Source organism: Streptomyces sp. 11-1-2, assembly GCF_003595545.1.
Taxonomy (GTDB): domain Bacteria; phylum Actinomycetota; class Actinomycetes; order Streptomycetales; family Streptomycetaceae; genus Streptomyces; species Streptomyces hygroscopicus_B.
The window spans coordinates 5,863,740-5,886,546 of record NZ_CP022545.1; the positions used below are offsets into that span (position 1 = coordinate 5,863,740).

Consider the following 22,807-nt stretch of genomic DNA (forward strand, 5'->3'; position numbering starts at 1 on the left):
CCCACCCTCCGGTCGTCATGGTCCTACTACTTCCGCAGCTCGATGACGGTCTTGCCGATGCGAATCGGCGCACCCAGCCCGATCGGTGTCGGTGTGGTGAGCCGGGTCCGGTCGAGATACGTGCCGTTGGTGGACCCGAGATCCTCGACGATCCACTGGCCGTCACGGTCCGGGTAGATCCTGGCATGCCGGCTGGAGGCGTAGTCGTCGTCCAGCACGATTGTTGAATCGTGCGCACGGCCGAGGGTGATGGTCTGCCCCTGGAGGGCGACCGTGGTGCCGGTGAGCGTGCCCTCGGAGACCACCAGCTTGGTGGGGGCACCGCGGCGGCCGCGGCCACCGGACTGCTGGCGCTGCGGCGGTGGCGCGCTCTGCCGTTGTTGTTGCTGCTGCGGCCGGTCGGGGGCGCCGCGCCGCGCCGAACCGCGCTGCGTCACGCGGGTCCCGAACAGGTCGCTGCGGATGACCTGGACGGCCACGATGACGAACAGCCACAGTACGGCGAGGAAACCCAACCGCATGACCGTGAGGGTCAGCTCTGACATTGCCCCCGCTTCACCCTTCGGCTTGCCGGTAAACGATGGTGGTGCTGCCCACGACGATCCGCGAGCCGTCGCGGAGCGTAGCGCGCGTGGTGTGCTGTCCGTCCACCACGATGCCGTTGGTCGACCCGAGATCCTGGACGGTCGGTGGGGTTCCGACCCGGATCTCGCAGTGTCTGCGGGAGACACCGGGATCGTCGATCCGCACGTCAGCGTCGGTGGAGCGGCCCATGACGAGCGTGGGCCGGGAGATCTGGTGGCGGCTGCCGTTGATCTCGATCCAGCGGCGGGTCTGGCCCTGCTGCTGGGCTCCGGCGCCGGCCCCGGCTCCGCTGGTGTGGGGCGCCGGACGGGCGCCGGGGGGCGTGGACGGCATCGGCGGGGCACCGGCGGGCTGGGCGGGGTAGCCGTAACCGCCGGGGCGCTGCTGCGGGGCTCCGGCGCCGGGGCGGCCCGCCGCCTGCTGTGCGTCCTGGGACTCACTGGAGGCCAGGGTCCGGCTGCGCACCCGGTACAGGCCGGTGTCGAGGTCGTCGGCCTTCTGCAGATGCACCTTGATGGCACCCATGAAGGTGTAACGCTGCTGCTTGGCGTAGTCGCGGACCATGCCGGACAGCTCGTCGCCGAGCTGTCCGGAATACGGGCTGAGCCGCTCGTAGTCGGGCGTGCTCAGCTCGACGATGAAGTCGTTGGGGACGACCGTCCGGTCGCGGTTCCAGATCGTGGCGTTGTTGTCGCACTCCCGCTGGAGGGCGCCGGCGATCTCGACCGGCTGGACCTCGGACTTGAACACCTTGGCGAAGGTGCCGTTCACGAGGCCCTCAAGACGCTGCTCGAAGCGCTTCATTACTCCCACGGGGCACCTCCTTCCGTCACTCGTGCTCTATGCCGTCCTGGTACTGCTTACTGATCGTATCCACGCGTCGGGAAATCGGGTGGTTCCCCTTCCTGGCCCTGTGGAGCAGTGTCACCTCTCACAGGGATCGTAGAGGTGCCCTGACGACAGTGTCCCGCAACCGTGACGCTCCACGGACGGGTGGGGGCGGGGGCGCCGGTAACGGGTGTGATTGCACCCCGGAGGGCGTGCTAATGTTCTGGATGTCGAAAGGCGCTCCACACGAACCGGACGGATCGAAACGATCAACCGGGGAGCGAGGCGAGTGGCCGGACGGCAGCACCCATGCGCGGGTGGCGGAATAGGCAGACGCGCTGGATTCAGGTTCCAGTGCCCGAAAGGGCGTGGGGGTTCAACTCCCCCCTCGCGCACCAGTCGGAGCGGGCCTCTCGGAAGTGACGAAAGTCGCTTTTGGGAGGCCCGTTTCGCGTTGTGGCAGGGGTCTTGTCGGGGTCTTACAGGGGCCTTGCCTTCGCAGGGAAATGGCTAGGGGCCTCCCCTGGGAGGGGAGGCCCCTGTGGCCTGATGCCCGGGTGGGACGGGATCGGGCGGGTCAGGCTGGGTCATGCGGTCAGGCGGTCAGGCTGATCGGATGGTCAGGCTGGGGCCGACCGTCAGGCTGATCAGTTGGTCGGACTGATCAGGCGGCGAAGCGGGTGGCGAGCTCCTTGGCCTTGATCGCGGCCTCCTCGTGGGCCTTCGCCTTGGAGGTGTCCGAGGCGTCGACCAGCTCGGCCATGGCCGGATTGCTGCGGGCCAGCGTGAGTTCCGGCACAACGAAGGTGACATCGAGGCCGAGCCCGTCGCCCAGCGCCTTCCCCAGGTAGTTCGTGACGAACTCGAAGCTCTCCCGCGGGGTGCCGGGGCCGTAACCGCCGCCACGGCTGGCGACGACGACGGTCGGGGTGCCCGAGGTGGTGGTCTGCTCGGCGCCCGCGGTGCGGCCCATGATGATCACGTGGTCCAGCCACGCCTTGAGGGTGGAGGGGATCGTGAAGTTGTACATCGGGGCGGCGATCAGGACCGTGTCCGCCTGCTCGAGCTCGCTGGCAAGGGTCTCCCGCAGGGCGAACGCGGCGTGCTGCTCGGGCGAGCGCTGATCGGGAGCGGCGAAACCGGCTGCGGCGGCGAGGCCGTCCAGGTGCGGCAGCGGCTCGGCGGCAAGGTCGCGATAGATCACCGTGCCGTTCGGGTGCTGGGCTTCCCATTCCTTGCGGAAGGTGGCGGTGACCGAGCGGGAAGCGGAGGCTTCACCGGGGAAGACGGACGTGTCGATGTGCAGAAGAGTCGGCATGAATGCCTCCAGTGAAGAGGGCTCGGCAGGAGCCCGTAATACCTACGTACCTACTGATGACACAGTAGCTTACTTTTCTGCAGCCCCGAACCAGAACGCAGTAGTCTGTATTCCATGGCGAAGGATCGTGGGGAGCACAACGAGCAGGCCTGCAAGCAGGTCGACGGCGAGATGACGCGGTTCTTCGAGCTGTTCGGCAAGCGCTGGACGGGACTCATCGTGGCCGTGCTGACGGAGCAGGCGGCGTACTTCGCCGAGCTTCGGCGAGCCATCCCGGGGATCAGTGAGCGGATGCTGTCGGACCGGCTCACCGAGCTCTCCGCGGCGGGTCTGGTGGTGCGGGAGGTCGACGCCGGGCCGCCGCTGCGGGTGGCCTATCGGCTGACCGACGCGGGGAAGGCGCTGGAGCCCGCGCTGAAGGAGCTGTCGCGGTGGGCGGAGAGCCATCTGCCCTCGGGCGGCGACGACTGCCCGAAGCAGTTCCGGGGCTGAGCCTGGGGTCGGGGCCGGGACTGGTTCCGTGACCGAGTCTGGCCCTGGGCCCGGGACCGGGACTGGTTCCGTGACCGAGTCTGGGGCCGGGGCAGGGCCGGGCCGAGTTGAGTCGCGTCTGATCAGGGGTTTCACCATGATCGCCGAGGTTTTCCACAGGCTCTGACGGGGTGGGCTGACAGGGGGTACGGTCTGCTCAGTCGATGTCGTGTGCGAGGAAGGCGGGGGCGCGATGACGGACGACCGGAGCGGTCAGGGCGGCGGAAGCGGCGAGAGCGGCCGGGGCGACGGGAGCGGCCGGAGCGGAGAGAGCGGACAGAACGGCGAGCGGGGGCCGGGCGGCGAGGGCCCCGCGGGCGGGGCGGCCCGGCGGCTGCCGCCGGTTCCGGGCTTCGCCGTCTGGCGCGGTGACGGGCCGTCTCCCCGGCAGATGGGCAAGGCGCTGCGCAAGCGGGTGCCGCGCTCGGTGCATGCCGGGACGCCGAGGGCTGACGGGCGGCCGGATCCGGTGGCGGCGGTCGAGCGGTCGAACGCCGGGCGGCTGCCGGAGCTCACCCCGATCCGGGTGGGGCGGATGGCCGCGGGCCCCTTCTCCTTTCTGCGCGGGGCCGCCGGGCTGATGGCGCACGACCTCACGAGCACGCCGGTGACCGGTATCGGGGCACAGCTGTGTGGCGACGCCCACGCCGCCAACTTCGGGATCTACGGAGATGCGCGCGGTGGCCTGATCATCGATCTCAACGACTTCGACGAGACCGTCCACGGCCCGTGGGAGTGGGACGTGAAGCGGCTCGCGGTCTCGCTGGTGCTGGCCGGCCGGGAGGCGGGAGCCGACGAGGACACCTGCCGGGCGGCGGCTCAGGACGCCGTGGGCGCCTATCGGCGCACGGTGCGGCTGTTGGCCAAGCTGCCGGCGGCGGACGCGTGGAACGCGATCGCGGACGAGGAGCTGGTCTCCCACACGGACGCCAAGGACCTGGTCGGGACGCTTGAGCGGATCTCCGAGAAGGCCCGGCGGAACACCAGCGCGCGGTACGCGGCCCGGTCCACCGAGCCCGTGCCGGGCGAGGAGGGCTCCTCGGGCCGGCCGGAGGCCCGGCGCTTCGTGGACGCGCCGCCGGTGCTGCGGAGGGTGCCGGACGAGGAGGCGGCGGCGGTGGCCTCCTCGCTCGCCGAATATCTGGGCACGCTGCCGGAGGACCGGCTGCCGCTGCTCTCGCGGTACGAGGTGCACGATGTGGCGTTCCGGGTGGTCGGCACGGGCAGTGTGGGCACCCGCTCCTATGTGGTGCTGCTGCTCGACCACCGGGGTGAGCCGATGGTGCTCCAGGTGAAGGAGGCGCGCCCCTCCGCGCTGCTGCCGCATGTGGCGAAGGCCGGTTTCGAGGTGCCGGACGTCACACATGAGGGACGGCGAGTGGTGCTCGGCCAGAAGCGGATGCAGGTGGTCAGCGACATCCTGCTGGGGTGGACGACGGTGCGCGGGCGGCATTACCAGGTGCGGCAGTTCCGCAACCGCAAGGGAAGCGTGGACCCGGCGGCGCTGGCCGCGGACCAGATGGACGACTACGGGCGGATGACCGGCGCGCTGCTGGCGCGGGCGCATGCCCACAGCGCGGACCCTCGGCTGCTGGCTGGTTACTGCGGCAAGGGGGAGGAGTTGGACGAGGCGGTGGCCGCCTTCGCGGTGGCGTACGCGGATCGCACGGAAGCGGATCACTCCGCGCTGGTCGTGGCGGTGCGCAACGGCCGGATAGCGGCCGAGATGGGGGTGTGAGGCGCGGGGCGGGGGTGCGAGCTCGGTCGCCGATCACCGCCGGACGTAGTCTGAGCGGGTGACGAATCCGGAAGCGCAGCAGCAGGCACGGCAGTCGGTGTCGGACGCGGAGCCCCAGGCGGAGTCGCACGACCGGTCCGGGGAGACATGGCCCGGGGAGACGCGGTCCCAGGGGCCCTGGTCCGAGGAATCCCGGTCCGGAGATGCCGGGCCCGGGGACGCGGGGTCGTCCGGGGACGCCGGTTCCGGGGACGCCGAGGGCGCCCGGGCCCAGGAGGAGGCTCAGGCCGCCGAGCGTCTGGAGCGGGCGGTGCGTGCGGCCGAGCAGGCGCTGATCGAGTTCGAGATCGCGGTGGAGACCTTCCGGGTGGAGGTGGAGAACTTCTCCCGGCTGCACCACCAGCGGCTCGGGCCGATGTACTCGCGCCTCGACGAGCTGGACGCGCTGATCGCCGAGGCGGTCGCGGCGCGCACCGGCGATCCGGAGGACATCCGCAAGGCCCATGAGGCGCGGGGGCTGGTACAGCCGATGCCGGGCGTGGAGGAGCTGTTCCACGGCTGGATCGACTCCGAGGGGCTCTCGCCGGAGGCGGCCGCGATGCTCACCGAGCGGCCCGTACAGCCGCCGCCGCGGGTGCGGCCGAGCGAGGAGGCCCGCCGGATCTACCGGGAGCTGGCCCGTAAGGCCCATCCGGATCTGGCCGAGGAGGAGGCCGAGCGGGAGCGGCGCGGTGCCTTCATCGTGCGGGTCAACGCGGCGTACGCGGCCGGGGACGAGGAGGCGCTGCGGGCGCTGGCCGAGGAGTGGGCGGCCGGTCCGCCTCCGCCGGAGCGGCGGGCGAGCCGGAGCGAGGAGCTGTACGCCCGGCTGGAGTGGCTGGCCGAGCGCAAGGAGATGCTGGCCGCGGTCGCCGCGGAGCTGGAGTCGAGCGCGATCGGCGCGATGATCAAGATGGCGCCGGAAGACCCCGACCGGCTGCTGGACGAGATCGCCGAGCAGCTGCTGGCCCAGGCCGCGGAGAAGGAGACCCGGCTCGCGGAGCTGGTGCGGTAGTAGGTTTGCCGCAGCTGCCGATGTCATGTGAGAGGTGTGTCTGATGCATTTTGCCCAGCTTCCCCAGATGGAGGCGGCGGCGGTACCGGCCGATGGCCTTCTGCTGGATGTCCGGGAGGACGACGAGTGGACGGCCGGGCATGTCGAGGGCGCGCTGCACATCCCGATGGGCCAGGTCGTGGCGCGGTTCGATGAGCTGACCGCGGCGGTCGGCGAGGGGCAGCGGGTACATGTGATGTGCCGGGTCGGCGGCCGCTCCGCGCAGGTGACGCAGTATCTGGTCGCGCAGGGCCTGGACGCGGTGAATGTGGACGGCGGGATGCTCGCCTGGGACGCGGCGGGCCGGCCGATGGTGAGCGGCCCCGACGGCACCGCCGAAGGGGCCTTTGTGCTCTAGGAGTTTCCCTATGATCGGCGGGACTCGCCGGTCAGCCGAGGGGGTGGGCGGCGAGGAGTTCGCCCAGTGCCTCCTCATGGGCGGCGGCGGATCCCAGCGAGAGCTCCAGCTGCTTGCCCCATGCGTGGTAGCGGTGCAGGGGGTAGTCGGTGACCGCGCCGAAGCCGCCGTGCAGATGCTGTGCGGTCTGCACGACGCGGCGCACGCCCTCGGCGGCCCAGATCTTGGCGACGGCGACATCCCCCGCGATGGGCAGCGCCCCGCTCGCCGTCGGCCGCTCCTCGTCCAGGGACAGCCGCCAGGCCGCCTGCCACAGCGTGGCCTCCATGGCCCGCAGATCGATATAGCGGTCGGCGGTCTGCACGGCGACCGCCTGGAAGCTGGCGAGCGGGAAGCCGAACTGCTCGCGCTCGCTCACATAGGAGCTGGTGAGGTCCAGCACCGCCGAGCCGAGCCCCAGCGCGAGCGCACAGGTGCCGGTGGTGAGGAGATCGCGCAGCCATTCCCAGGCGCCGTCCGCGGCCAGCACCTCGCGGTCGGCGAGCCGCACTCCGTCCAGCCGGATCTCGGCCTGCCGCTCACCGCTCGTGGAGATCTGCTCATCGAGGACGACGCCCTCATGGTCGCGGGGGACCAGGGCGAGGATCGTCCGGCCCTCCCCGGTGTGGGCCGGGATCAGCACATGATCGGCGCCATGGGCCCAGGGGACCGCGGTCTGGACGCCGTCCAGCATCCAGACGTCCCCGTTCTGCCGCGCCTGGACGGCGAGTTCGGCCGGGCCATGGCCGGTGCGGCCGCTGGAGGCCGTGGTGAGGACCAGCTCACCGCTCGCGGCCCGGGGCAGCACGGCGGTGCGCAACTCGGCCCCGCCGTAGCGCTGCACGGCCAGCGCCGCGGCGCTGGACTCCAGCAGCGGCACCCGGGCCAGCACCCGGCCGCATTCCCGCAGCACCAGGCACAGGGCGAGCGGGTCGAGGCCCGAGCCCCCGTACTCGGGGTCGAGGCTCAGGCCGAGCAGATCGCTCTCGGCGAGCTTCCGCCACAGCGCACGGTCGAAGTCCTCGGCGACGGCGCCGGCGGTCAGCGCGGGGCTGGGCACGCTGTCCGGTGTGACGGAGGAGAAGACGGCCTTCGCCGCTTCGACGGCCGCCTGCTGCTCCTCGGTGAAGGTGAAGTCCACTGTCCGTACCTCCCGCGCCGCGGCTTTATCTGACGGCCCGTCAAGATAGAACAGGTTCTACAAGAAGGGAACGCCGGTGCCGCGCTCGGGACGTCAGCGGTCGAAGTCCAGCTCCACCCGCTCGCCCACCGGATGGGACTGACAGGCCAGCACATAGCCCGCCTCCACCTCGTCCGGCTCCAGCGCGAAGTTACGGTCCATCCGCACCTCGCCGGAGACCAGGAAGGCCCGGCAGGTCCCGCAGACCCCGCCCTTGCACGCATATGGCGCGTCGGCCCGGTTGCGCAGCACGGTCTCCAGCAGCGGCTCCCCGGCCTGGACCGGCCAGGTGCCCGACCGGCCGTCCAGGGTCGCCGTGACCGAGCTCTGCGACGGGGCACGGGCCGGATCCGGTATGGGGGAGACGTCCTCGGCGGGGGCCGCCTCCACATGGAAGATCTCCTGATGGACCCGGCCGCGGGAGACCCCGAGGCCGCGCAGCGCCCGCTCGGCGGCGCGCACCAGACCATAGGGCCCGCACAGGAACCAGCCGTCCACCGAGGCGACCGGCAGCAGCGCCGGCAGCAGCGCGGTCAGCCGCTCCTCGTCGAGCCGCCCGGACACCAGCCCGGCCTGCTGCTCCTCCCGGGAGAGCGCGCACACCAGCTGGAACCGGTCGGGCCAGCGGTCCTTGAGGTCGGCGACCTCCTCCAGGAACATCGTCGAGGCCGCGGTGCGGTCGCTGCGGATCAGACAGAAGCGCGCCTCGGGCTGCCGGCTGAGCAGCGTGGCCGCGATGGACAGCACGGGGGTGATGCCGCTGCCGCCGACGACCGCCGCGAAATGGCCGGGCCGGGGCTCCAGGACGAAACGGCCGGCCGGGGCCATCACCTCCATGACCCCGCCGACCGCCAGCTCCTTGAGGGCATAGGCCGAGAACTCACCGCCCTCGACCAGCCGCACTCCGATCCGCAGGAACTCCGGGCCCTCCGCGCCCGGGGCCGTGGTGCACAGCGAGTACGTCCGGCGGATCTCCGCGCCGTCCGCGAACCGGCGCACCGCGATGTGCTGCCCCGCCGTGAAGTGGAACGTCTCCCGCAGCGCGGGCGGCACCAGGAGGGTGACCATCACCGCGTCATCGGTGAGCCGGTCGACCGCCGCCACCCGCAGCGGGTGGAACGCGCCGTGGCGGGGCGTGGCCCGCTTCACCGCCTCCGCGGCCATCACAACTCCTTGAAGTGGTCGAACGGTTCACCGCAGGCCGTGCAGCGGCGCAGCGCCTTGCAGGCGGTGGAGGAGAAGCGGCTCAGCAGCTCGGTCTCGGTCGAGCCGCACTGCGGGCAGCGCACCGCCAGGGCCACCGGGACCGGGCCGCCCGCCGCCGCGCGGTGCGGCGCGGGCGGCGCTATGCCGGACTCCGCCAGCTTGCGGCGGCCCTCGGCGCTGATCGCGTCCGTCGTCCAGGGCGGGGAGAGGACCGTGCGCACGGCGACCTCGGGGACGCCGTGGTCATGGAGCAGCCGCTCGATGTCGGTGGCCATCGACTCCAGCGCCGGGCAGCCGGTGTAGGTGGGCGTCAGCTCGACCTCGACCCGGCCCGGCCCCAGCAGTCGCAGCCCGCGCATCACGCCCAGCTCGGCCAGGGACACCATCGGCAGCTCGGGGTCCGGTACGGATCCGGCCAGCCGCAGCAGCTCCTCCTCGAGCGGGGTGGTGCCGGACGCGGGAGGCGTGGGTGCCGCGGAGGGCGTGGGCGTCACCATGTCGCCCCCGGGTGGCTGCGGTGCAGATGCTGCATCTCGGCGAGCATCCGGCCGAACGGCTCGGTGTGCAGGCCCTGGCGCCCCGCGCCGGCCGCCCAGCCGCCGCGCCGCGGCCCCTCGGGCACCGCCAGGGTGGCGCGCTCCAGGACCGAGGTGATCCGGGTCAGCCAGGTGTCGTGCAGCGTGTGCCACTCCACCTCGCATCCCTCGATCGGCTCGAAGAGCTCACCGGTGAACCGCCAGAGCGCGTCCAGCCCCCGCCGCATGCGCTCATGGCTCTCCTCCGTGCCGTCGCCGAGCCGCAGGGTCCACTGCTCGGCGTGGTCGCGGTGGTAGGCCACCTCCTTGACCGCCTTGGCGGCGAGCGGGGCGAAGGGGCCGGTGCCGCGCGCCAGCCGCTCGTACAACAGCTCCTGGTAGGTGGAGAAGTAGAGCTGGCGGGCGATGGTCTGGGCGAAGTCACCATTGGGCTGCTCGACCAGCTGCACGTTCCGGAACGCCCGCTCCTCGCGCAGATAGGCCAGCTCGTCCTCGTCGCCGGCGAGCGAGAGCAGCACCCGGGCCTGGCCGAGCAGGTCGAGGGCGATATTGGCGAGCGCGACCTCCTCTTCCAGCACGGGGGCGTGCCCGGCCCACTCCCCCAGCCTGTGGGAGAGCACCAGCGCGTCGTCGCCCAGGGCGAGGGCCGCGGTCATAGATGCCGCACCCCCTCCGGGATCGCGTAGAACGTGGGGTGGCGGTAGGGCTTGTCGGCGGACGGCTCGAAGAACGGATCCCGCTCGTCCGGGGAGGAGGCGGTGATCTCGGCGGAGGGCACCACCCAGATCGAGACGCCCTCCGAGCGCCGGGTGTACAGATCCCGTGCGTTCCGCAAAGCCATCTCCGCGTCGGGGGCGTGGAGGGATCCGGCGTGGGTGTGCGACAGTCCGCGCCTGCTGCGGACGAACACCTCCCACAGCGGCCACTCGGCGCTCGGGCTGCCGCTCATGCCTGTGCCTTCCCGTGCTTGGCCGCGTGTGCCGCGGCTGCCTCGCGCACCCAGGCGCCTTCCTCATGGGCCCGGCGCCGCTGGGTGATCCGCTGGGTGTTGCACGGGCCGTTTCCCCGCAGGATCTCGCGGAACTCGTCCCAGTCGATCGGCCCGAAGTCGTAATGCTCCCGCTCCTCGCTCCACCGCAGCTCGGGGTCGGGGAGGGTGAGGCCGAGGGATTCGGCCTGGGGGACGCAGATGTCGACGAAGCGCTGGCGCAGCTCGTCATTGGAGTGGCGCTTGATCTTCCAGGCCATCGACTGGGCGGAGTGGGCCGAGGCGTCGTCCGGCGGGCCGAACATCATCAGCGACGGCCACCACCAGCGGTCCACCGCGTCCTGCGCCATGGCGTGCTGGGCCTCGGTGCCTTGGCTCAGGGCCAGCAGCAGCTCATACCCCTGACGCTGATGGAAGGACTCCTCCTTGCAGATCCGGACCATCGCCCGTGCGTAGGGTCCGTAGGAGCAGCGGCACAGCGGGACCTGGTTGGTGATCGCGGCGCCGTCCACCAGCCAGCCGATGGCTCCGACGTCGGCCCAGGTCAGCGTGGGGTAGTTGAAGATCGAGGAGTACTTCTGGCGGCTGCTGTGGAGCTTGTCGAGCAGCTCCTCCCGGCTGGTGCCCAGGGTCTCGGCCGCGCTGTAGAGATACAGGCCGTGGCCCGCCTCGTCCTGGACCTTGGCCATCAGGATCGCCTTACGCCGCAGCGAGGGGGCGCGGCTGATCCAGTTGGCCTCCGGCTGCATGCCGATGATCTCCGAGTGGGCGTGCTGGGCCATCTGCCGCACCAGCGTGGCCCGGTAGTCATCGGGCATCCAGTCGCGCGGCTCGATGCGCTCGTCCGCGGCCAGGGCGGCGTCGAACACCGCCTCGTACGCCCCCGCGTCCGCCGCCATCGTCGTCATGCGAAGCCCCTCCGCCCATCCGTCTCCGCCGACCGGCCAGCCGACCGACCGATCGTTCGGTTCAATGGTGTGCTGAGGAACGTAGGGTGTCAACCCTGTGGATAACGCTGAGGACGCTGTGCCGAGTGGTTCCACATGGGTACGGTGCCGGGGGCGTGGGGGCCATGCGGCGCGCGGCCGACCGGCGTGCGCGAGGACCTGGACCATCGGGAGCGGGGCGGGGTATGGCGGGGCGGGGTGTGGCCGGGACGGAGCCGGAACCGGTGGAACCAGAGCCGACGGAACCGGAACCGACTGGGCCGGAACCGGACTACGACGCGGCGGAACCGCTCACCGCGCTCTCCCTGCCCGCACAGCTCATCATCGCGGTGGGCATCGCGGTCGCCGCCGTCGCCGCCGCGATCCATCTCTCGGCGGCCTTTCTGGCCGTCTCACCGCCCAACACCCTCACCAAGCGGCACGGCGCGGCGATCGACGACTACATCTATCCGGAGTTCGAACGGGTCTGGAAGCTCTTCGCCCCCAACCCGCTCCAGCAGAACATCGCCGTCCAGGCCCGCGCCGAGATCCGCACCCGCGAGGGCGGCACCGCGACCACCGGCTGGCGCGACCTCTCGGCCCAGGACGGAGCGGCCATCCGCCACAACCCGCTGCCGAGCCACACCCAGCAGAACGAGCTGCGCCGCGCGTGGGAGTTCTACGTCGGCTCGCATGACGCGCAGGAGCGGCCGCAGGGCATGCGCGGCAGCCTCTCCGAGCAGTACATCCGCCGGATCGTGATGCTCCGCTTCGGCCGCGAGGAGGACGGCGGCGCCGTGGAGCGAATACAGGTGCGCTCCGCGACCACTCCGGTGGCCCCACCGTCCTGGAGCGACGAGAAGATCGACACCAAGACGATCTACCGGACGCTGCCGTGGTGGACGGTGACCACCGATGACATCCCGGAGGCGAAGAGCCGGTGACCCCCTCCGCCCGCCTCCAGACCGCCGTGGCGCATGGCTATGCCCGCGTCACCGGATCCGCGCTCGGCCCCCGGCAGAGCGCCGTGGTGCGCATCGGCTTCTCCTTCACCTGGCTCCTCTTCCTGGTGCGCGAATGGCCTCACCGCCGGGAGCTGTACGGACCGGACGGCCCGTGGAACTGGGACATGGCCGCGCGGCTGATCGATGGCAACCGCGCCTTCAGCGCGCTCATGTGGTCCGACAGCGGGGTGTGGTTCGAGGCCGTCTACGCCCTCGCCCTCGTCTCCAGCGCGCTGCTGCTGGTGGGCTGGCGCACCCGCACCATGTCCGTGCTGTTCATGGTCGGGGTGCTGTCGCTGCAGAACCGCTCCATCTTCGTGGGGGACGGTGGCGACAATCTCATCCATCTGATGTCGATGTACCTGGTGCTGACCCGATGCGGTCAGATGTGGTCGCTGGACGCGCGCCGGGCGGCCCGGCAGACGGACCGTGAGGAGCCGCCGCGCGACACCACCGGCATCGTGCTGTGGGCCCTCACCGGGACCGCCCTGCTCTGGGTACAGCTGTTCACCGATGCCCGGCTCTCCCTGATCTCCGACGGCCCCCTGCCCGGGCTGGGCTGGGCCACCGTCCTGTGGGGGCTGTGGATCGTCCAGGCCGGCTGGTGGCTCGTCAAGCGTTACGCACCGGGGGAGCCGCGCACCGTTCTGGACGCGCTCGCCAACGTGGCGCACAACGGCGCCCTGCTGGTGATCATGGCCGAGGTGTGTCTGCTGTACGCCACGGCCGGCTGGTACAAGATCCAGGGCTCGCGCTGGCAGGACGGCACCGCCCTCTACTACCCGCTGCATCTGGACTACTTCTCGCCCTGGCCGGGGCTGACCGACATCATGGCGTCCAGCGGCACCCTGGTAATGGTGCTGACCTACGGCACGGTCATCGTCCAGGTGGCGTTCCCGTTCACCCTGCTCAACCGGCGGGCCAAGAACGTGATGCTCGTCCTGCTGATGCTGGAGCACCTCGGCATCGCCGTAATGCTGGGGCTGCCCTTCTTCTCGCTCGCCGTGATCGCGGCTGACTCGGTCTTCCTGCCGACGAACTTCCTGCGCTGGGCCGCGGCGCGACTGGGCCGGGCCCGGGACCGGCTGACGGCGCGCGCGGTGTGGCTGCCGGGGCAGCGGGTGCGGGAGAGCGACGGGGAAACTGCGGCCGACACCCTCGTACGCTGGGGGAATGATCGATGACGAGGCCGCGCAGGCCGTACGGCACTGGCGCGCGACGGCCCCCGAGACCGTCCTGCTCGACGGCTTCCACGCGCTGAAGCACGCGCTGCGGTTCGGCGCGGAGGTGCGCGCTGCGGTTACCAGCGACAAGGCGGCCGCCATGGAACTCGCCGCGGACCTGGCCGACGATCTCACCGAGACGATCGCGGATCTCCTGGTGGAGGTGGAGGCCGGGACCCTGCGCGATCTGGTGCCCAGGGTGCACCCCACCAGGGTCGCCGCGCTAGCGGTACGGCGCGGCCGGCAGGGGAATCTGGACGAGCTGTCCAAGCGGCCCCGGACCGCCCCGGTGGTCGTCCTGGACAACCCCCGCAACCTGGGGAACGTCGGGGCCGTGGTCCGGCTCGCCGCCGGGTTCGGGGCCACCGGCGTGGTCACCACCGGCGATATCGATCCCTGGCATCCGAACGCCGTGCGGTCCGGCGCCGGGCTTCACTTCGCCACCGCCGTCGAGCGGCTGCCGGGCGACGCCCTTCCGGAAGGGCCGCTGTATGTGCTGGACGCGGAGGGGGAGGACATCCGGTCCGTGACCATCCCCGATGACGCGCTGCTCGCCTTCGGCTCCGAGCGGCACGGGATCTCGCCGGAGCTGCGGAAACGGGCCACCAGGCTGGTGGCCCTCCCCATGCGGCCGCAGGTGTCCAGCTACAACCTGGCCACCAGCGTGGCCATGACCCTCTTCCACTGGGGCGGCCCCGATCGCCCGGCCTGAGCGCTCCGCTGGAGGGCCCTGATATGCCGTCGATCATCTGCGGCGCCGTCGTGGCGGGTCGCCCACGCGGCGGAGCCGCACATGGACACAGCCGCGGCGGAGCCGCACATCGACACAGCCCCGCGCCCCTTCAGGGCGCCTCCGAACCACAGCCGACTTCCGCCGATCCGCTCAGGCCCGACCCGCCGACCCGCCTGACCCGCCCGACCCGCCCGAGACGGTGTCGAGGCGGGGCCGGCGCGGTGACCGGCCCCGCGCCGCCCCGCCCACTGGGCCCGTTACTCCGCCGGGCGACGGACCTCGATCGTCCGGAAGCGGCCGGCCACGAACGCCCCGTCGCACAGCGTGGCGTTGGCCGACGGGTTGCCGCCCGAGCCGTGGAAGTCCGAGAAGGCCGCGGTCTGGTTCACATACACCCCGCCGGTCAGATTGAGCGACAGCTGGGCGCACTCCTCCAGGCATGCCTCCTCGATCAGCCGCTCCGCCTCCGGTGAGGAGGTGTACGCGCCGACCGTCATCGCGCCCTTGTCCCGGGTGGTCCGGCGCAGCAGCGCGACCGCGTCCTCCGTGGAGTCGACGGCGACGGCGAAGGAGACCGGGCCGAAGCACTCGGACAGATAAGGCGCGTCCGCGTCAGCCCCTTCCCAGAACTTCCGGGCGCCGTCCGCCTTGACCATCAGCGGTGTACGGACCGTGGCGCCCGGGAAGTCGGGGTGGGTCACCGTACGCGAGGCCAGGGCGACCGCGCCCAGGCCGGGCGCGGCCTCCAGCCGCTCCTGGACCCGCGGGCCCACGATCGCGCCCAGCAGCGCGCTCGCCCGGGCGTCGTCGCCCAGCAGCCCGTCCACCGCCGCCGCCAGGTCGGCCACCACCTCGTCGTAGGTCTTGGGGCCGGCGTCGGTGGTGATGCCGCCGCGGGGGATCAGCAGATTCTGCGGGGTGGTGCACATCTGGCCGCTGTAGAGGGACAGGGAGAACGCCAGGTTGGCCAGCATGCCCTGGTAGTCGTCGGTGGAGTCGATCACCACCGTGTTGACCCCCGCCTTCTCGGTGAAGACCTGGGCCTGGCGGGCGTGGGTCTCCAGCCAGTCGCCGAAGGCGGTCGAGCCCGTGTAGTCGATGATGCGGATCTCGGGGCGGACGGCGAGGACCTTGGCGATCCCCTCGTCCGGCTGCTCGGCGGCCAGCGCCACCAGATCGGGGCTGAACCCCGCCTCCTTCAGCACCTCGCGCGCCACCTGGACGGTCAGCGCCAGCGGCAGCACAGCCTGGGGGTGCGGCTTGACCAGCACCGGATTGCCGGTGGCGAGCGAGGCGAAGAGGCCCGGATAGCCGTTCCACGTCGGGAAGGTGTTGCAGCCGATCAGCAGCGCGATACCGCGCGGGACGGCCGTGAACGTCTTGCGCAGGCGCAGCGGGTCGCGCTTGCCCTGCGGCTTGGACCAGTCCGCGGCGCCGGGGGTGCGGGTCTGCTCGGCGAATGCGTACGCCACCGCCTCCAGGCCGCGGTCCTGGGCGTGGGGGCCACCGGCCTGGAAGGCCATCATGTACGCCTGTCCGCTGGTGTGCATGACCGCTTGGGCGAACTCATGCGACCGGGCGCCGATCCGGGCCAGGATCTCCAGACACACCATGGCCCGCGTCTCCGGGCCGGCCTCCCGCCAGGCGGGCATGCCCGCCCGCATCGCGGGGAGGAGCGCGTCGAGGTCCGGATGCGGATACTCCATGCCCATCTCGACGCCGAACGGCGAGACTTCGGAGCCCGTCCAGCCGTCGGTGCCCGGCTGGTCCAGCTCGATGCGCCGGCCGCGCAGCGCCTCGAACGCGGCCTGGCCCTCGGCGACGCTCAGGCTCGGGCGCCCGCTCTGGCCCTCGCCGCCGTAAGCCTTCGGGTGCTCGGGGTGCGGGGACCAATAGGCGCGGGTACGGATCGCCTCCAGGGCCTGGTCGAGGGTGGGGCGGTGCTCTTGCGTCAACTGCGCGGTGGTGAGTGCGGCGGTCACGACTGACCAACTCCTCGTCGAGCTGGGGCTGGGCTGGAATGGGCGACAGAGTTAGAGTAACCGAACGATCGGTCGGGACAAGGGGGCCTGACGAACCTGTGGATAACTTCGTCGAAAAGGATCTGCGGCATGACTGCGATCGACCGTGGGATCGACCGTGCCGGCGTCGTCGCCGTCATCGGCACCGGCACGATGGGCCAGGGGATCGCCCAGGTGGCGCTGGCCGCGGGCCATCCCGTGCGGCTCTACGACGCGGCGCCCGGCCGCGCCTCCCAGGCCGCCGACGCCATCGCGGCCCGGCTCGGCCGGCTGGTCGCCAAGGAACACCTCACGGCCGCCGACCGTGACGCGGCCCTCGGCCGGCTCGCCCCCGTCGCCGACCTCGCGGACCTGGCCGAGGCGGAGCTGGTGGTCGAGGCGATCCTCGAGGAGCTCGGCGCCAAGCAGCAGCTGTTCACCGCGCTGGAGTCGGTGGTCTCCGACGGCTGTCTGCTCGCCACCAACACCTCCTCCCTCTCCGTCACAGCCGTCGCGGGTGTCCTGCGCCGCCCCGGCCGCCTCCTTGGACTGCACTTCTTCAATCCGGCCCCGCTGATGCCGCTGGTGGAGGTGGTGCGCGGCGCCGCCACGGACGAGGCCGCCGCCGACCGTGCCCACGCCACCGCCGCGGCTTGGGGAAAGACCCCGGTGCGCTGCGCCGACACCCCCGGATTCATCGTCAACCGGATCGCCCGCCCCTTCTACGCCGAGGCGTTCCGGGCGTACGAGGAGCGCGCCGCCGACCCCGCCACCCTCGACGCCGTGCTGCGGGAGTCCGGCGGCTTCCGGATGGGCCCCTTCGAGCTCACCGACCTGATCGGCCAGGACGTGAACGAGGCCGTCACCCGATCCGTGTGGGAAGCGCTGTTCCACGATCCGAAATTCACCCCGTCGCTCGCCCAGCGGCAGCTCGTGGCCGCCGGGCGGCTCGGGCGCAAGACGGGCCACGGCTGGTTCGACCACTCCGAGGGCGCCGGGTGGCCCGCCCCGCACACCGCCGGGCCGTGCGAGCCGCCCGCGAAGGTCGCCCTCCACGGCGACCTGGGGCCGGCACAAGGGTTGGTGGGCCTCATGGAGGAAGCGGGCATCCCGGTGACCCGCGAGCCCGTCGGGGGACATCTCGCCCTGCCCGACGGCACCCGCCTGTCCCTCACCGACGGCACGACCGCCACCGACGACCCCTTCGCCGCGTCGGTCCGCTTCGACCTGGCGCTGGACTACCGCACCGCCACCCGCATCGCCCTCGCACCGTCCCCGGCCGCCACCGAGGAGTCCCTGCGGTCCGCGATCGGCCTGTTCCAGGCGCTCGGTAAGGCGGTCAGCGTGGTTCAGGACGTCCCCGGCATGGTCGTGGCCCGCACGGTCGCGATGCTCGTGGACTTCGCCGAGGACGCCGTCGCCCGCGGGGTGGCGAGCCCCGAGGACGTAGACACCGCCATGCTGACAGGGGTCAACTACCCGCGCGGACCGCTGGCCTGGGGGCACGCGCTCGGTGCCCGCTGGGTGCGCGACACCCTGCGCAACCTCCACCAAGCCTGTCCGACCGGCCGCTACGCCCCCTCCCAGGCGCTGATCCGGCGTGCCGCCGCCGATGAGAGGCTGCTCTAATCATGACCATGGCCAAGCGCGACACCTACACGCCCGAATCGCTGCTCGCGGTCGCCGTGGAGGTGTTCAACGAGCGTGGCTACGACGGCACCTCCATGGAGCACCTCTCCCGAGCCGCCGGGATCTCCAAGTCCTCCATCTACCACCATGTGAAGGGCAAGGAGGAGCTGCTCCGGCTCGCCATAAGCCGTGCGCTGGACGGGCTGTTCGGCATCCTCCAGGAGCCCGCCGCACGCGACGGGCGGGCGATCGAACGGCTGGAGCATGTGACCCGGCGCACCAGCGAGGTGCTGATGGAGGAGCTGCCCTACGTCACCCTGCTGCTGCGCGTCCGGGGCAACACGGACACCGAGCGGTGGGCCATGGAGCGGCGCCGGGAGTTCGACCACCAGGTCGCCGACCTGCTCAAGCGGGCGGCGGCCGATGGCGACCTGCGGTCCGATGTGGACGCCCGGCTGGCGACCCGGCTGCTCTTCGGCATGATCAACTCCATTGTGGAGTGGTACCGGCCGGGCCGCGGCGGGGCCGCGACCTCCCAGGAAGTGGCCGAGGCCGTGGTCCGTACGGCCTTCGCGGGCCTGCGCACGGAGCGCTGAGCGCTCCGCTGGAGGTGCACCGAGACGCCGTCGATCGTCCGCGGCGCCGTCGTGGCCGGCCGCGCCCGCCCCAGCCCCCGCTACGGCTCCGAGTCCAGGTCCGTCTCCTCGAAGACCAGCAGCGTCCGGGTGCTCAGCACCTCCGGTATGGCCTGGATCCGGGTGAGGACCAGCTCGCGCAGCGAGCGGTTGTCCTCGGTGTGCACCAGCAGCAGCACATCGAAGTCCCCGCTGACCAGGGCGATGTGGGCGGCCCCTGGGAGCTGCCGGAGCTGTTCGCGCACGGTGCGCCAGGAGTTCTGGACGATCTTCAGCGTGATGTACGCGGACGCGCCCTGCCCGGCCCGCTCCTGGTCCACCCGGGCGCTGAAGCCGCGGATCACCCCGTCGTCGATCAGGCGGTTGATCCGGGCGTAGGCGTTGGCGCGCGAGACGTGCACCTGCTCGGCCACGGAGCGTATGGAGGCGCGGCCATCCGTTCGGAGCAGACGCAGGATGTCGTGGTCGATGTCATCCAGGGGGCGTGCCGGGGGTTTGCCGTCCGGATTGGCCATCTGTTCGCCCCGCATATCGTCCCGCCTCCCCTTCATGGACGTCCTGTCTTCATCACAGGCGCTGGAGAACCGTTTGTCCACAGGCTTGGGTCGCCTGTAGCCAAAATGCGTCAACGACCGAACAATCGGTAGGGGGAGGGCGATGCCGCACGGCACGCCCCGCCCTCCCGCCGTACGCCACGCCCAGGAGGTCGCGACATGACGGTCCTTGAGCAGCCCGGTGCCTACCGGCCCACTCCCCCGCCCGGCTGGCAGCCCCGCGTAGAGGCCGAGCCGCTGCTGCCCGACGCGGAGCCGTACCGCCTGCTGGGCACCGCCGCTGCCGCCGGCATCTCCCCCGATCTGCTCACCCGGCTCCACCGCGAGCTGGTGCGAGGCCGCCGGTACAACACCCAGGCCACGGCCCTCACCCGGCAGGGCCGGCTGGCCGTCTATCCCTCCTCCACCGGCCAGGAGGCCTGCCAGGTCGCGGCCGGGCTGGTGCTGGAGGACCGCGACTGGCTCTTTCCCAGCTACCGCGACACTCTGGCCGCCGTGGTCCGCGGGCTCGACCCCGTCGACGCCCTGACCCTGCTGCGCGGCGACTGGCACTCCGGCTACGACCCCCACGCACACCGCGTGGCCCCGCTGTGCACCCCGCTGGCCACCCAGCTGCCGCACGCCGTCGGCCTCGCCCACGCCGCCCGCCTCAAGGGCGACGATGTCGTGGCCCTCGCCCTGGTCGGCGACGGCGGCACCAGCGAGGGCGACTTCCACGAGGCCCTCAACTTCGCGGCCGTCTGGCACGCCCCGGTGGTCTTCCTCGTCCAGAACAACGGCTTCGCCATCTCCGTCCCGCTCGCCAAGCAGACCGCCGCGCCTTCCCTCGCCCACAAGGCGGTCGGGTACGGGATGCCCGGCCGCGTCGTCGACGGCAATGACGTCGCCGCCGTCCACCAGGTCCTGGCGGAGGCGGTGCGCCGGGCCCGTGGCGGAGGCGGCCCCACCCTGGTCGAGGCGGTCACCTACCGCATCGAGGCCCACACCAACGCCGACGACGCCACCCGCTACCGCCCCGACTCCGAGGTCGAGGCATGGCGGGCACACGACCCGATAGCGCTCCTGGAGGACGCCATGCGGGACCGCCGTCTGCTGGACGACGAGGGAGTCCAAGCCGCGCGGGAGTCCGCGGAGCGGCTCGCCGCCGATCTGCGCACGCGCATGCACCAGGACGCGGTCCTGGACCCCATGGAGCTCTTCGAGCACGTCTACGCCGACCGGACCAGCCAGCTGCGCGAGCAGGCGGCCCAGCTGCGCGCGGAGCTCGACGTCGAGGCCGGCGACTCCGGGAAGGGGGAGTGATGACCACCGCCATCGGGGCCGACACCGCCCGTAAGCCCGCCACCATGGCCCAGGCCCTCGGCCGCGCGCTGCGTGACGCCATGGCCGCCGACCCGTCCGTCCATGTCCTCGGCGAGGACGTCGGCACCCTGGGTGGCGTCTTCCGGATCACCGACGGGCTCGCCAAGGAGTTCGGCGAGGATCGCTGCACCGATACGCCGCTCGCCGAGGCGGGCATCCTCGGCACTGCCGTGGGCATGGCCATGTACGGGCTGCGGCCGGTGGTCGAGATGCAGTTCGACGCCTTCGCCTACCCGTCCTTCGAGCAGCTCATCAGCCATGTCTCGCGGATGCGCAACCGCACCCGGGGCGCGATGCCGATGCCGATCACCGTGCGGGTGCCCTACGGGGGCGGCATCGGCGGCGTCGAGCACCACAGCGACTCCTCCGAGATCTACTACATGGCCACCCCCGGCCTCCATGTCGTCGCCCCCGCGACCGTCGCCGACGCCTACGGGCTGCTGCGCGCCGCCATCGCCTCCGACGACCCGGTGATCTTCCTTGAGCCCAAGCGGCTGTACTGGTCGAAGGCCGACTGGTCGGCCGACGCCCCCGAGCAGGTGCCGCCGATCGGGCGCGCGGTGGTGCGCAGGCCCGCCACCGGAGGCCGGCGCAGCGCCACCTTGATCTCCTACGGCCCCTCCGTGCCGGTATGCCTCGAAGCCGCCGAGGCGGCCCGGGCCGAGGGCTGGGACCTGGAAGTCGTCGATCTGCGCTCGCTCGTCCCCTTCGACGACGACACGGTGTGCGCCTCCGTGCGCCGCACCGGCCGCGCGGTCGTCGTCCACGAGGCCACAGGCTTCGGCGGGCCCGGCGGGGAGATCGCCGCCCGGGTCACCGAGCGCTGCTTCCACCATCTGGAGGCGCCCGTGCTGCGGGTCGCCGGATTCGACATCCCCTACCCGCCGCCCATGCTGGAGCGGCACCATCTGCCCGGTGTGGACCGGGTGCTGGACGCCGTCGCCCGGTTGCAGTGGGAGTCGGAGTGGACCGAGGGGAGCGCCGTCTGATGGCTGTCGTACGGGAGTTCACCCTGCCCGATCTGGGCGAGGGGCTGACCGGTGCCGAGATCGTGCGCTGGCTGGTCCAGGTCGGTGATGTGGTCGCGGTCGACCAGCCGGTGGTCGAGGTCGAGACCGCCAAGGCGATGGTGGATGTGCCGTGCCCCTACGGCGGCGTGGTGACGGCCCGTTACGGTGAGGAGGGCGCGGAGGTGCCGGTCGGGGCAGCGCTGATCACGGTCGCCGTGCCGGAGGGCTCGGACGACGGCTCCGCTCCGCCGGTCACCGAGAGCGCGGCCGACGGCGGATCGGGCAATGTGCTGGTCGGCTATGGAACGGCCGGTCCCGCCGCGCGGCGCCGTCGCGTCCAGCTCTCCCCCGGGCCGCTGCGCGAGGCGGTGGCGGTGGCCCCCGCCGGGCCCCTGCCGGTGATCTCGCCCCTCGTACGGCGGCTGGCCCGGGAGCACGACGTCGATCTGCGCCGGCTCAAGGGTTCGGGCCCCGAGGGGCTGATTCTGCGGGCGGACGTGGAACGAGCGGTGGCGGCTCCCGCACGCGGACCCGCCGCCGCGCCCGCGCCCGCACCCGCGCCCGCCGCTGCACCCGCCCCCGCGCCCGCACCCGCGCCCGCGCCCGCCGCTGCACCCGCGGTCGCCCCGGCGGGGGAGCGGGTGCCGCTGCGCGGGGTGCGGGGCGCCGTGGCCGACAAACTCGCGCGCAGCCGGCGCGAGATCCCCGACGCGACCTGCTGGGTGGACGCCGACGCGACCGAACTGCTCGCCGCCCGCGCGGCGATGAACGCGGCGGGCGGGCCCAAGATCTCGGTGCTCGCCCTCCTGGCCCGCATCTGCACGGCGGCCCTGGCGCGCTTCCCCGAGCTCAACGCCACGGTGGACATGGCAGGCCGGGAGATCATCCGGCTCCCCGAGGTCCACCTCGGCTTCGCGGCGCAGACCGACCGGGGCCTCGTGGTCCCCGTGGTGCGCGACGCACAGACGCGGACCATAGAGGGGCTGTCCGAGGAGATCGCCCGGCTGACCGAGGCCGCGCGGACCGGGACACTCGCTCCCGCGCAGCTCACCGGCGGCACCTTCACCCTGAACAACTACGGGGTCTTCGGGGTCGACGGCTCGACGCCGATCATCAACCACCCCGAGGCGGCGATGCTCGGGGTCGGGCGGATCGCCCCGAAGCCCTGGGTGCACCAGGGCGAGCTGGCGGTGCGCCAGGTGGTGCAGCTGTCGTTCACCTTCGACCACCGGGTGTGCGACGGGGGCACCGCCGGCGGATTCCTGCGCTACGTGGCCGACTGTGTGGAGCAGCCCCTGGTGTTGTTGCGACGGCTGTAGCGGCTGCCCGGC

The 22,807-nt window shown here is 72.1% G+C and carries 23 protein-coding genes and 1 tRNA gene; 13 read left to right on the plus strand and 11 right to left on the minus strand.

Annotated features, from left to right (window positions below):
• Positions 1-26: 26 nt before the first annotated feature.
• Complete coding sequence (locus tag CGL27_RS24770) at positions 27-545, minus strand: FHA domain-containing protein (RefSeq protein ID WP_078642457.1); 519 nt, start codon at positions 543-545, stop codon at positions 27-29.
• A gap of 10 nt (positions 546-555) precedes the next feature.
• Positions 556-1,398 (minus strand): DUF3662 and FHA domain-containing protein, encoded by an 843-nt coding sequence (locus CGL27_RS24775; protein ID WP_078642458.1) that lies wholly within the window; start codon positions 1,396-1,398, stop codon positions 556-558.
• 326 nt (positions 1,399-1,724) lie between these two features.
• On the opposite strand from CGL27_RS24775, the gene CGL27_RS24780 reads away from it, so the two are divergent.
• A tRNA-Leu gene (locus CGL27_RS24780) sits at positions 1,725-1,811 on the plus strand.
• Positions 1,812-2,077: 266 nt separating this feature from the next.
• Here the strand turns inward: CGL27_RS24780 and CGL27_RS24785 are convergent.
• Complete coding sequence (locus tag CGL27_RS24785) at positions 2,078-2,731, minus strand: NAD(P)H-dependent oxidoreductase (RefSeq protein WP_119990081.1); 654 nt, start codon at positions 2,729-2,731, stop codon at positions 2,078-2,080.
• Between the two features lie 114 nt (positions 2,732-2,845).
• On the opposite strand from CGL27_RS24785, the gene CGL27_RS24790 reads away from it, so the two are divergent.
• From CGL27_RS24790 to CGL27_RS24805, 4 genes are all read left to right on the plus strand, one after another.
• Entirely contained in the window at positions 2,846-3,223 is a 378-nt protein-coding gene (locus CGL27_RS24790; RefSeq protein WP_078642460.1) for a helix-turn-helix domain-containing protein, read from the plus strand.
• Positions 3,224-3,455: 232 nt separating this feature from the next.
• On the plus strand, positions 3,456-5,000 hold the full coding sequence (locus CGL27_RS24795; protein WP_119990083.1) for a DUF2252 domain-containing protein: 1,545 nt from the start codon (positions 3,456-3,458) through the stop codon (positions 4,998-5,000).
• Between the two features lie 58 nt (positions 5,001-5,058).
• Positions 5,059-6,054 (plus strand): hypothetical protein, encoded by a 996-nt coding sequence (locus CGL27_RS24800; RefSeq protein WP_162953063.1) that lies wholly within the window; start codon positions 5,059-5,061, stop codon positions 6,052-6,054.
• Positions 6,055-6,097: 43 nt separating this feature from the next.
• Positions 6,098-6,451 (plus strand): rhodanese-like domain-containing protein, encoded by a 354-nt coding sequence (locus CGL27_RS24805; RefSeq protein ID WP_119990086.1) that lies wholly within the window; start codon positions 6,098-6,100, stop codon positions 6,449-6,451.
• A gap of 31 nt (positions 6,452-6,482) precedes the next feature.
• Here the strand turns inward: CGL27_RS24805 and CGL27_RS24810 are convergent, their stop codons facing one another.
• The 6 genes from CGL27_RS24810 to paaA all read right to left on the minus strand — a co-directional run bounded on the left by CGL27_RS24810 (position 6,483) and on the right by paaA (position 11,308).
• Entirely contained in the window at positions 6,483-7,631 is a 1,149-nt protein-coding gene (locus CGL27_RS24810) for an acyl-CoA dehydrogenase family protein (RefSeq protein ID WP_119990088.1), read from the minus strand.
• 93 nt (positions 7,632-7,724) lie between these two features.
• Positions 7,725-8,834 (minus strand): 2Fe-2S iron-sulfur cluster-binding protein, encoded by a 1,110-nt coding sequence (locus CGL27_RS24815; protein WP_119990090.1) that lies wholly within the window; start codon positions 8,832-8,834, stop codon positions 7,725-7,727.
• On the minus strand, positions 8,834-9,373 hold the full coding sequence (paaD, locus tag CGL27_RS24820; RefSeq protein WP_119990092.1) for a 1,2-phenylacetyl-CoA epoxidase subunit PaaD: 540 nt from the start codon (positions 9,371-9,373) through the stop codon (positions 8,834-8,836). Before paaD ends, CGL27_RS24815 begins: the two co-directional genes overlap by 1 nt.
• A complete protein-coding gene (gene paaC / locus CGL27_RS24825; RefSeq protein WP_078642466.1) occupies positions 9,367-10,068 on the minus strand; it encodes a 1,2-phenylacetyl-CoA epoxidase subunit PaaC in 702 nt (233 codons plus the stop codon). The genes paaD and paaC overlap by 7 nt, the downstream gene beginning before the upstream one ends.
• On the minus strand, positions 10,065-10,361 hold the full coding sequence (gene paaB / locus CGL27_RS24830) for a 1,2-phenylacetyl-CoA epoxidase subunit PaaB (RefSeq protein ID WP_046088802.1): 297 nt from the start codon (positions 10,359-10,361) through the stop codon (positions 10,065-10,067). The genes paaC and paaB overlap by 4 nt, the downstream gene beginning before the upstream one ends.
• Positions 10,358-11,308, minus strand: a complete 951-nt coding sequence (paaA, locus tag CGL27_RS24835) for a 1,2-phenylacetyl-CoA epoxidase subunit PaaA (protein ID WP_119990094.1) — start codon at positions 11,306-11,308, stop codon at positions 10,358-10,360. Before paaA ends, paaB begins: the two co-directional genes overlap by 4 nt.
• A 224-nt stretch (positions 11,309-11,532) precedes the next feature.
• Here paaA and CGL27_RS24840 point away from each other — a divergent pair, with 224 nt between their 5' ends.
• Genes CGL27_RS24840 through CGL27_RS24850 form a run of 3 tightly spaced genes read left to right on the plus strand, consistent with a single transcriptional unit; the run spans position 11,533 to position 14,265 of the window.
• Complete coding sequence (locus tag CGL27_RS24840; RefSeq protein WP_119990096.1) at positions 11,533-12,270, plus strand: DUF5819 family protein; 738 nt, start codon at positions 11,533-11,535, stop codon at positions 12,268-12,270.
• Complete coding sequence (locus CGL27_RS24845; RefSeq protein ID WP_119990098.1) at positions 12,267-13,514, plus strand: HTTM domain-containing protein; 1,248 nt, start codon at positions 12,267-12,269, stop codon at positions 13,512-13,514. The genes CGL27_RS24840 and CGL27_RS24845 overlap by 4 nt, the downstream gene beginning before the upstream one ends.
• The gene (locus CGL27_RS24850) at positions 13,504-14,265 is read left to right on the plus strand and encodes a TrmH family RNA methyltransferase (protein WP_119990100.1); all 762 of its coding nucleotides are present in this window, start codon (positions 13,504-13,506) and stop codon (positions 14,263-14,265) included. The genes CGL27_RS24845 and CGL27_RS24850 overlap by 11 nt, the downstream gene beginning before the upstream one ends.
• Before the next feature lie 278 nt (positions 14,266-14,543).
• Here CGL27_RS24850 and paaN read toward each other — a convergent pair whose 3' ends face one another.
• On the minus strand, positions 14,544-16,268 hold the full coding sequence (gene paaN, locus CGL27_RS24855; RefSeq protein WP_119990102.1) for a phenylacetic acid degradation protein PaaN: 1,725 nt from the start codon (positions 16,266-16,268) through the stop codon (positions 14,544-14,546).
• A 129-nt stretch (positions 16,269-16,397) separates the two neighbouring features.
• On the opposite strand from paaN, the gene CGL27_RS24860 reads away from it, so the two are divergent.
• Both CGL27_RS24860 and CGL27_RS24865 read left to right on the plus strand, forming a co-directional pair.
• Positions 16,398-17,915, plus strand: a complete 1,518-nt coding sequence (locus tag CGL27_RS24860) for a 3-hydroxyacyl-CoA dehydrogenase (RefSeq protein ID WP_119990104.1) — start codon at positions 16,398-16,400, stop codon at positions 17,913-17,915.
• A gap of 2 nt (positions 17,916-17,917) precedes the next feature.
• On the plus strand, positions 17,918-18,511 hold the full coding sequence (locus tag CGL27_RS24865; protein WP_078642473.1) for a TetR/AcrR family transcriptional regulator: 594 nt from the start codon (positions 17,918-17,920) through the stop codon (positions 18,509-18,511).
• An 80-nt stretch (positions 18,512-18,591) separates the two neighbouring features.
• On the opposite strand, the gene CGL27_RS24870 is transcribed toward CGL27_RS24865, so the two are convergent.
• The gene (locus tag CGL27_RS24870) at positions 18,592-19,080 is read right to left on the minus strand and encodes an Lrp/AsnC family transcriptional regulator (protein WP_078642474.1); all 489 of its coding nucleotides are present in this window, start codon (positions 19,078-19,080) and stop codon (positions 18,592-18,594) included.
• 183 nt (positions 19,081-19,263) lie between these two features.
• On the opposite strand from CGL27_RS24870, the gene pdhA reads away from it, so the two are divergent.
• From pdhA to CGL27_RS24885, 3 genes are read left to right on the plus strand one after another with little or no spacing between them, the layout of a single operon-like run.
• Positions 19,264-20,406: a pyruvate dehydrogenase (acetyl-transferring) E1 component subunit alpha gene (gene pdhA, locus CGL27_RS24875; protein WP_119990106.1), complete on the plus strand. Its 1,143-nt coding sequence runs from the start codon at positions 19,264-19,266 to the stop codon at positions 20,404-20,406.
• Positions 20,406-21,455, plus strand: coding sequence for an alpha-ketoacid dehydrogenase subunit beta (locus CGL27_RS24880; RefSeq protein ID WP_059143781.1), 1,050 nt, complete (start codon positions 20,406-20,408; stop codon positions 21,453-21,455). The genes pdhA and CGL27_RS24880 overlap by 1 nt, the downstream gene beginning before the upstream one ends.
• Entirely contained in the window at positions 21,455-22,795 is a 1,341-nt protein-coding gene (locus CGL27_RS24885) for a dihydrolipoamide acetyltransferase family protein (protein ID WP_119990108.1), read from the plus strand. Before CGL27_RS24880 ends, CGL27_RS24885 begins: the two co-directional genes overlap by 1 nt.
• The last annotated feature ends 12 nt before the right edge of the window (positions 22,796-22,807 follow it).

Coding starts and splice junctions, on each gene's coding strand:
- paaC (WP_078642466.1), bottom strand. CDS start 10,068: ATGACCGCGGCCCTCGCCCTGGGCGACGACGCGCTGGTGCTCTCCCAC.
- CGL27_RS24770 (WP_078642457.1), bottom strand. CDS start 545: ATGTCAGAGCTGACCCTCACGGTCATGCGGTTGGGTTTCCTCGCCGTA.
- pdhA (WP_119990106.1), top strand. CDS start 19,264: ATGACGGTCCTTGAGCAGCCCGGTGCCTACCGGCCCACTCCCCCGCCC.
- CGL27_RS24815 (WP_119990090.1), bottom strand. CDS start 8,834: ATGGCCGCGGAGGCGGTGAAGCGGGCCACGCCCCGCCACGGCGCGTTC.
- CGL27_RS24880 (WP_059143781.1), top strand. CDS start 20,406: ATGACCACCGCCATCGGGGCCGACACCGCCCGTAAGCCCGCCACCATG.
- CGL27_RS24795 (WP_119990083.1), top strand. CDS start 3,456: ATGACGGACGACCGGAGCGGTCAGGGCGGCGGAAGCGGCGAGAGCGGC.
- CGL27_RS24840 (WP_119990096.1), top strand. CDS start 11,533: ATGGCGGGGCGGGGTGTGGCCGGGACGGAGCCGGAACCGGTGGAACCA.
- CGL27_RS24805 (WP_119990086.1), top strand. CDS start 6,098: ATGCATTTTGCCCAGCTTCCCCAGATGGAGGCGGCGGCGGTACCGGCC.
- CGL27_RS24790 (WP_078642460.1), top strand. CDS start 2,846: ATGGCGAAGGATCGTGGGGAGCACAACGAGCAGGCCTGCAAGCAGGTC.
- CGL27_RS24785 (WP_119990081.1), bottom strand. CDS start 2,731: ATGCCGACTCTTCTGCACATCGACACGTCCGTCTTCCCCGGTGAAGCC.
- CGL27_RS24850 (WP_119990100.1), top strand. CDS start 13,504: ATGATCGATGACGAGGCCGCGCAGGCCGTACGGCACTGGCGCGCGACG.
- CGL27_RS24885 (WP_119990108.1), top strand. CDS start 21,455: ATGGCTGTCGTACGGGAGTTCACCCTGCCCGATCTGGGCGAGGGGCTG.
- paaD (WP_119990092.1), bottom strand. CDS start 9,373: ATGGTGACGCCCACGCCCTCCGCGGCACCCACGCCTCCCGCGTCCGGC.
- CGL27_RS24865 (WP_078642473.1), top strand. CDS start 17,918: ATGACCATGGCCAAGCGCGACACCTACACGCCCGAATCGCTGCTCGCG.
- CGL27_RS24870 (WP_078642474.1), bottom strand. CDS start 19,080: ATGCGGGGCGAACAGATGGCCAATCCGGACGGCAAACCCCCGGCACGC.
- paaB (WP_046088802.1), bottom strand. CDS start 10,361: ATGAGCGGCAGCCCGAGCGCCGAGTGGCCGCTGTGGGAGGTGTTCGTC.
- CGL27_RS24860 (WP_119990104.1), top strand. CDS start 16,398: ATGACTGCGATCGACCGTGGGATCGACCGTGCCGGCGTCGTCGCCGTC.
- paaA (WP_119990094.1), bottom strand. CDS start 11,308: ATGACGACGATGGCGGCGGACGCGGGGGCGTACGAGGCGGTGTTCGAC.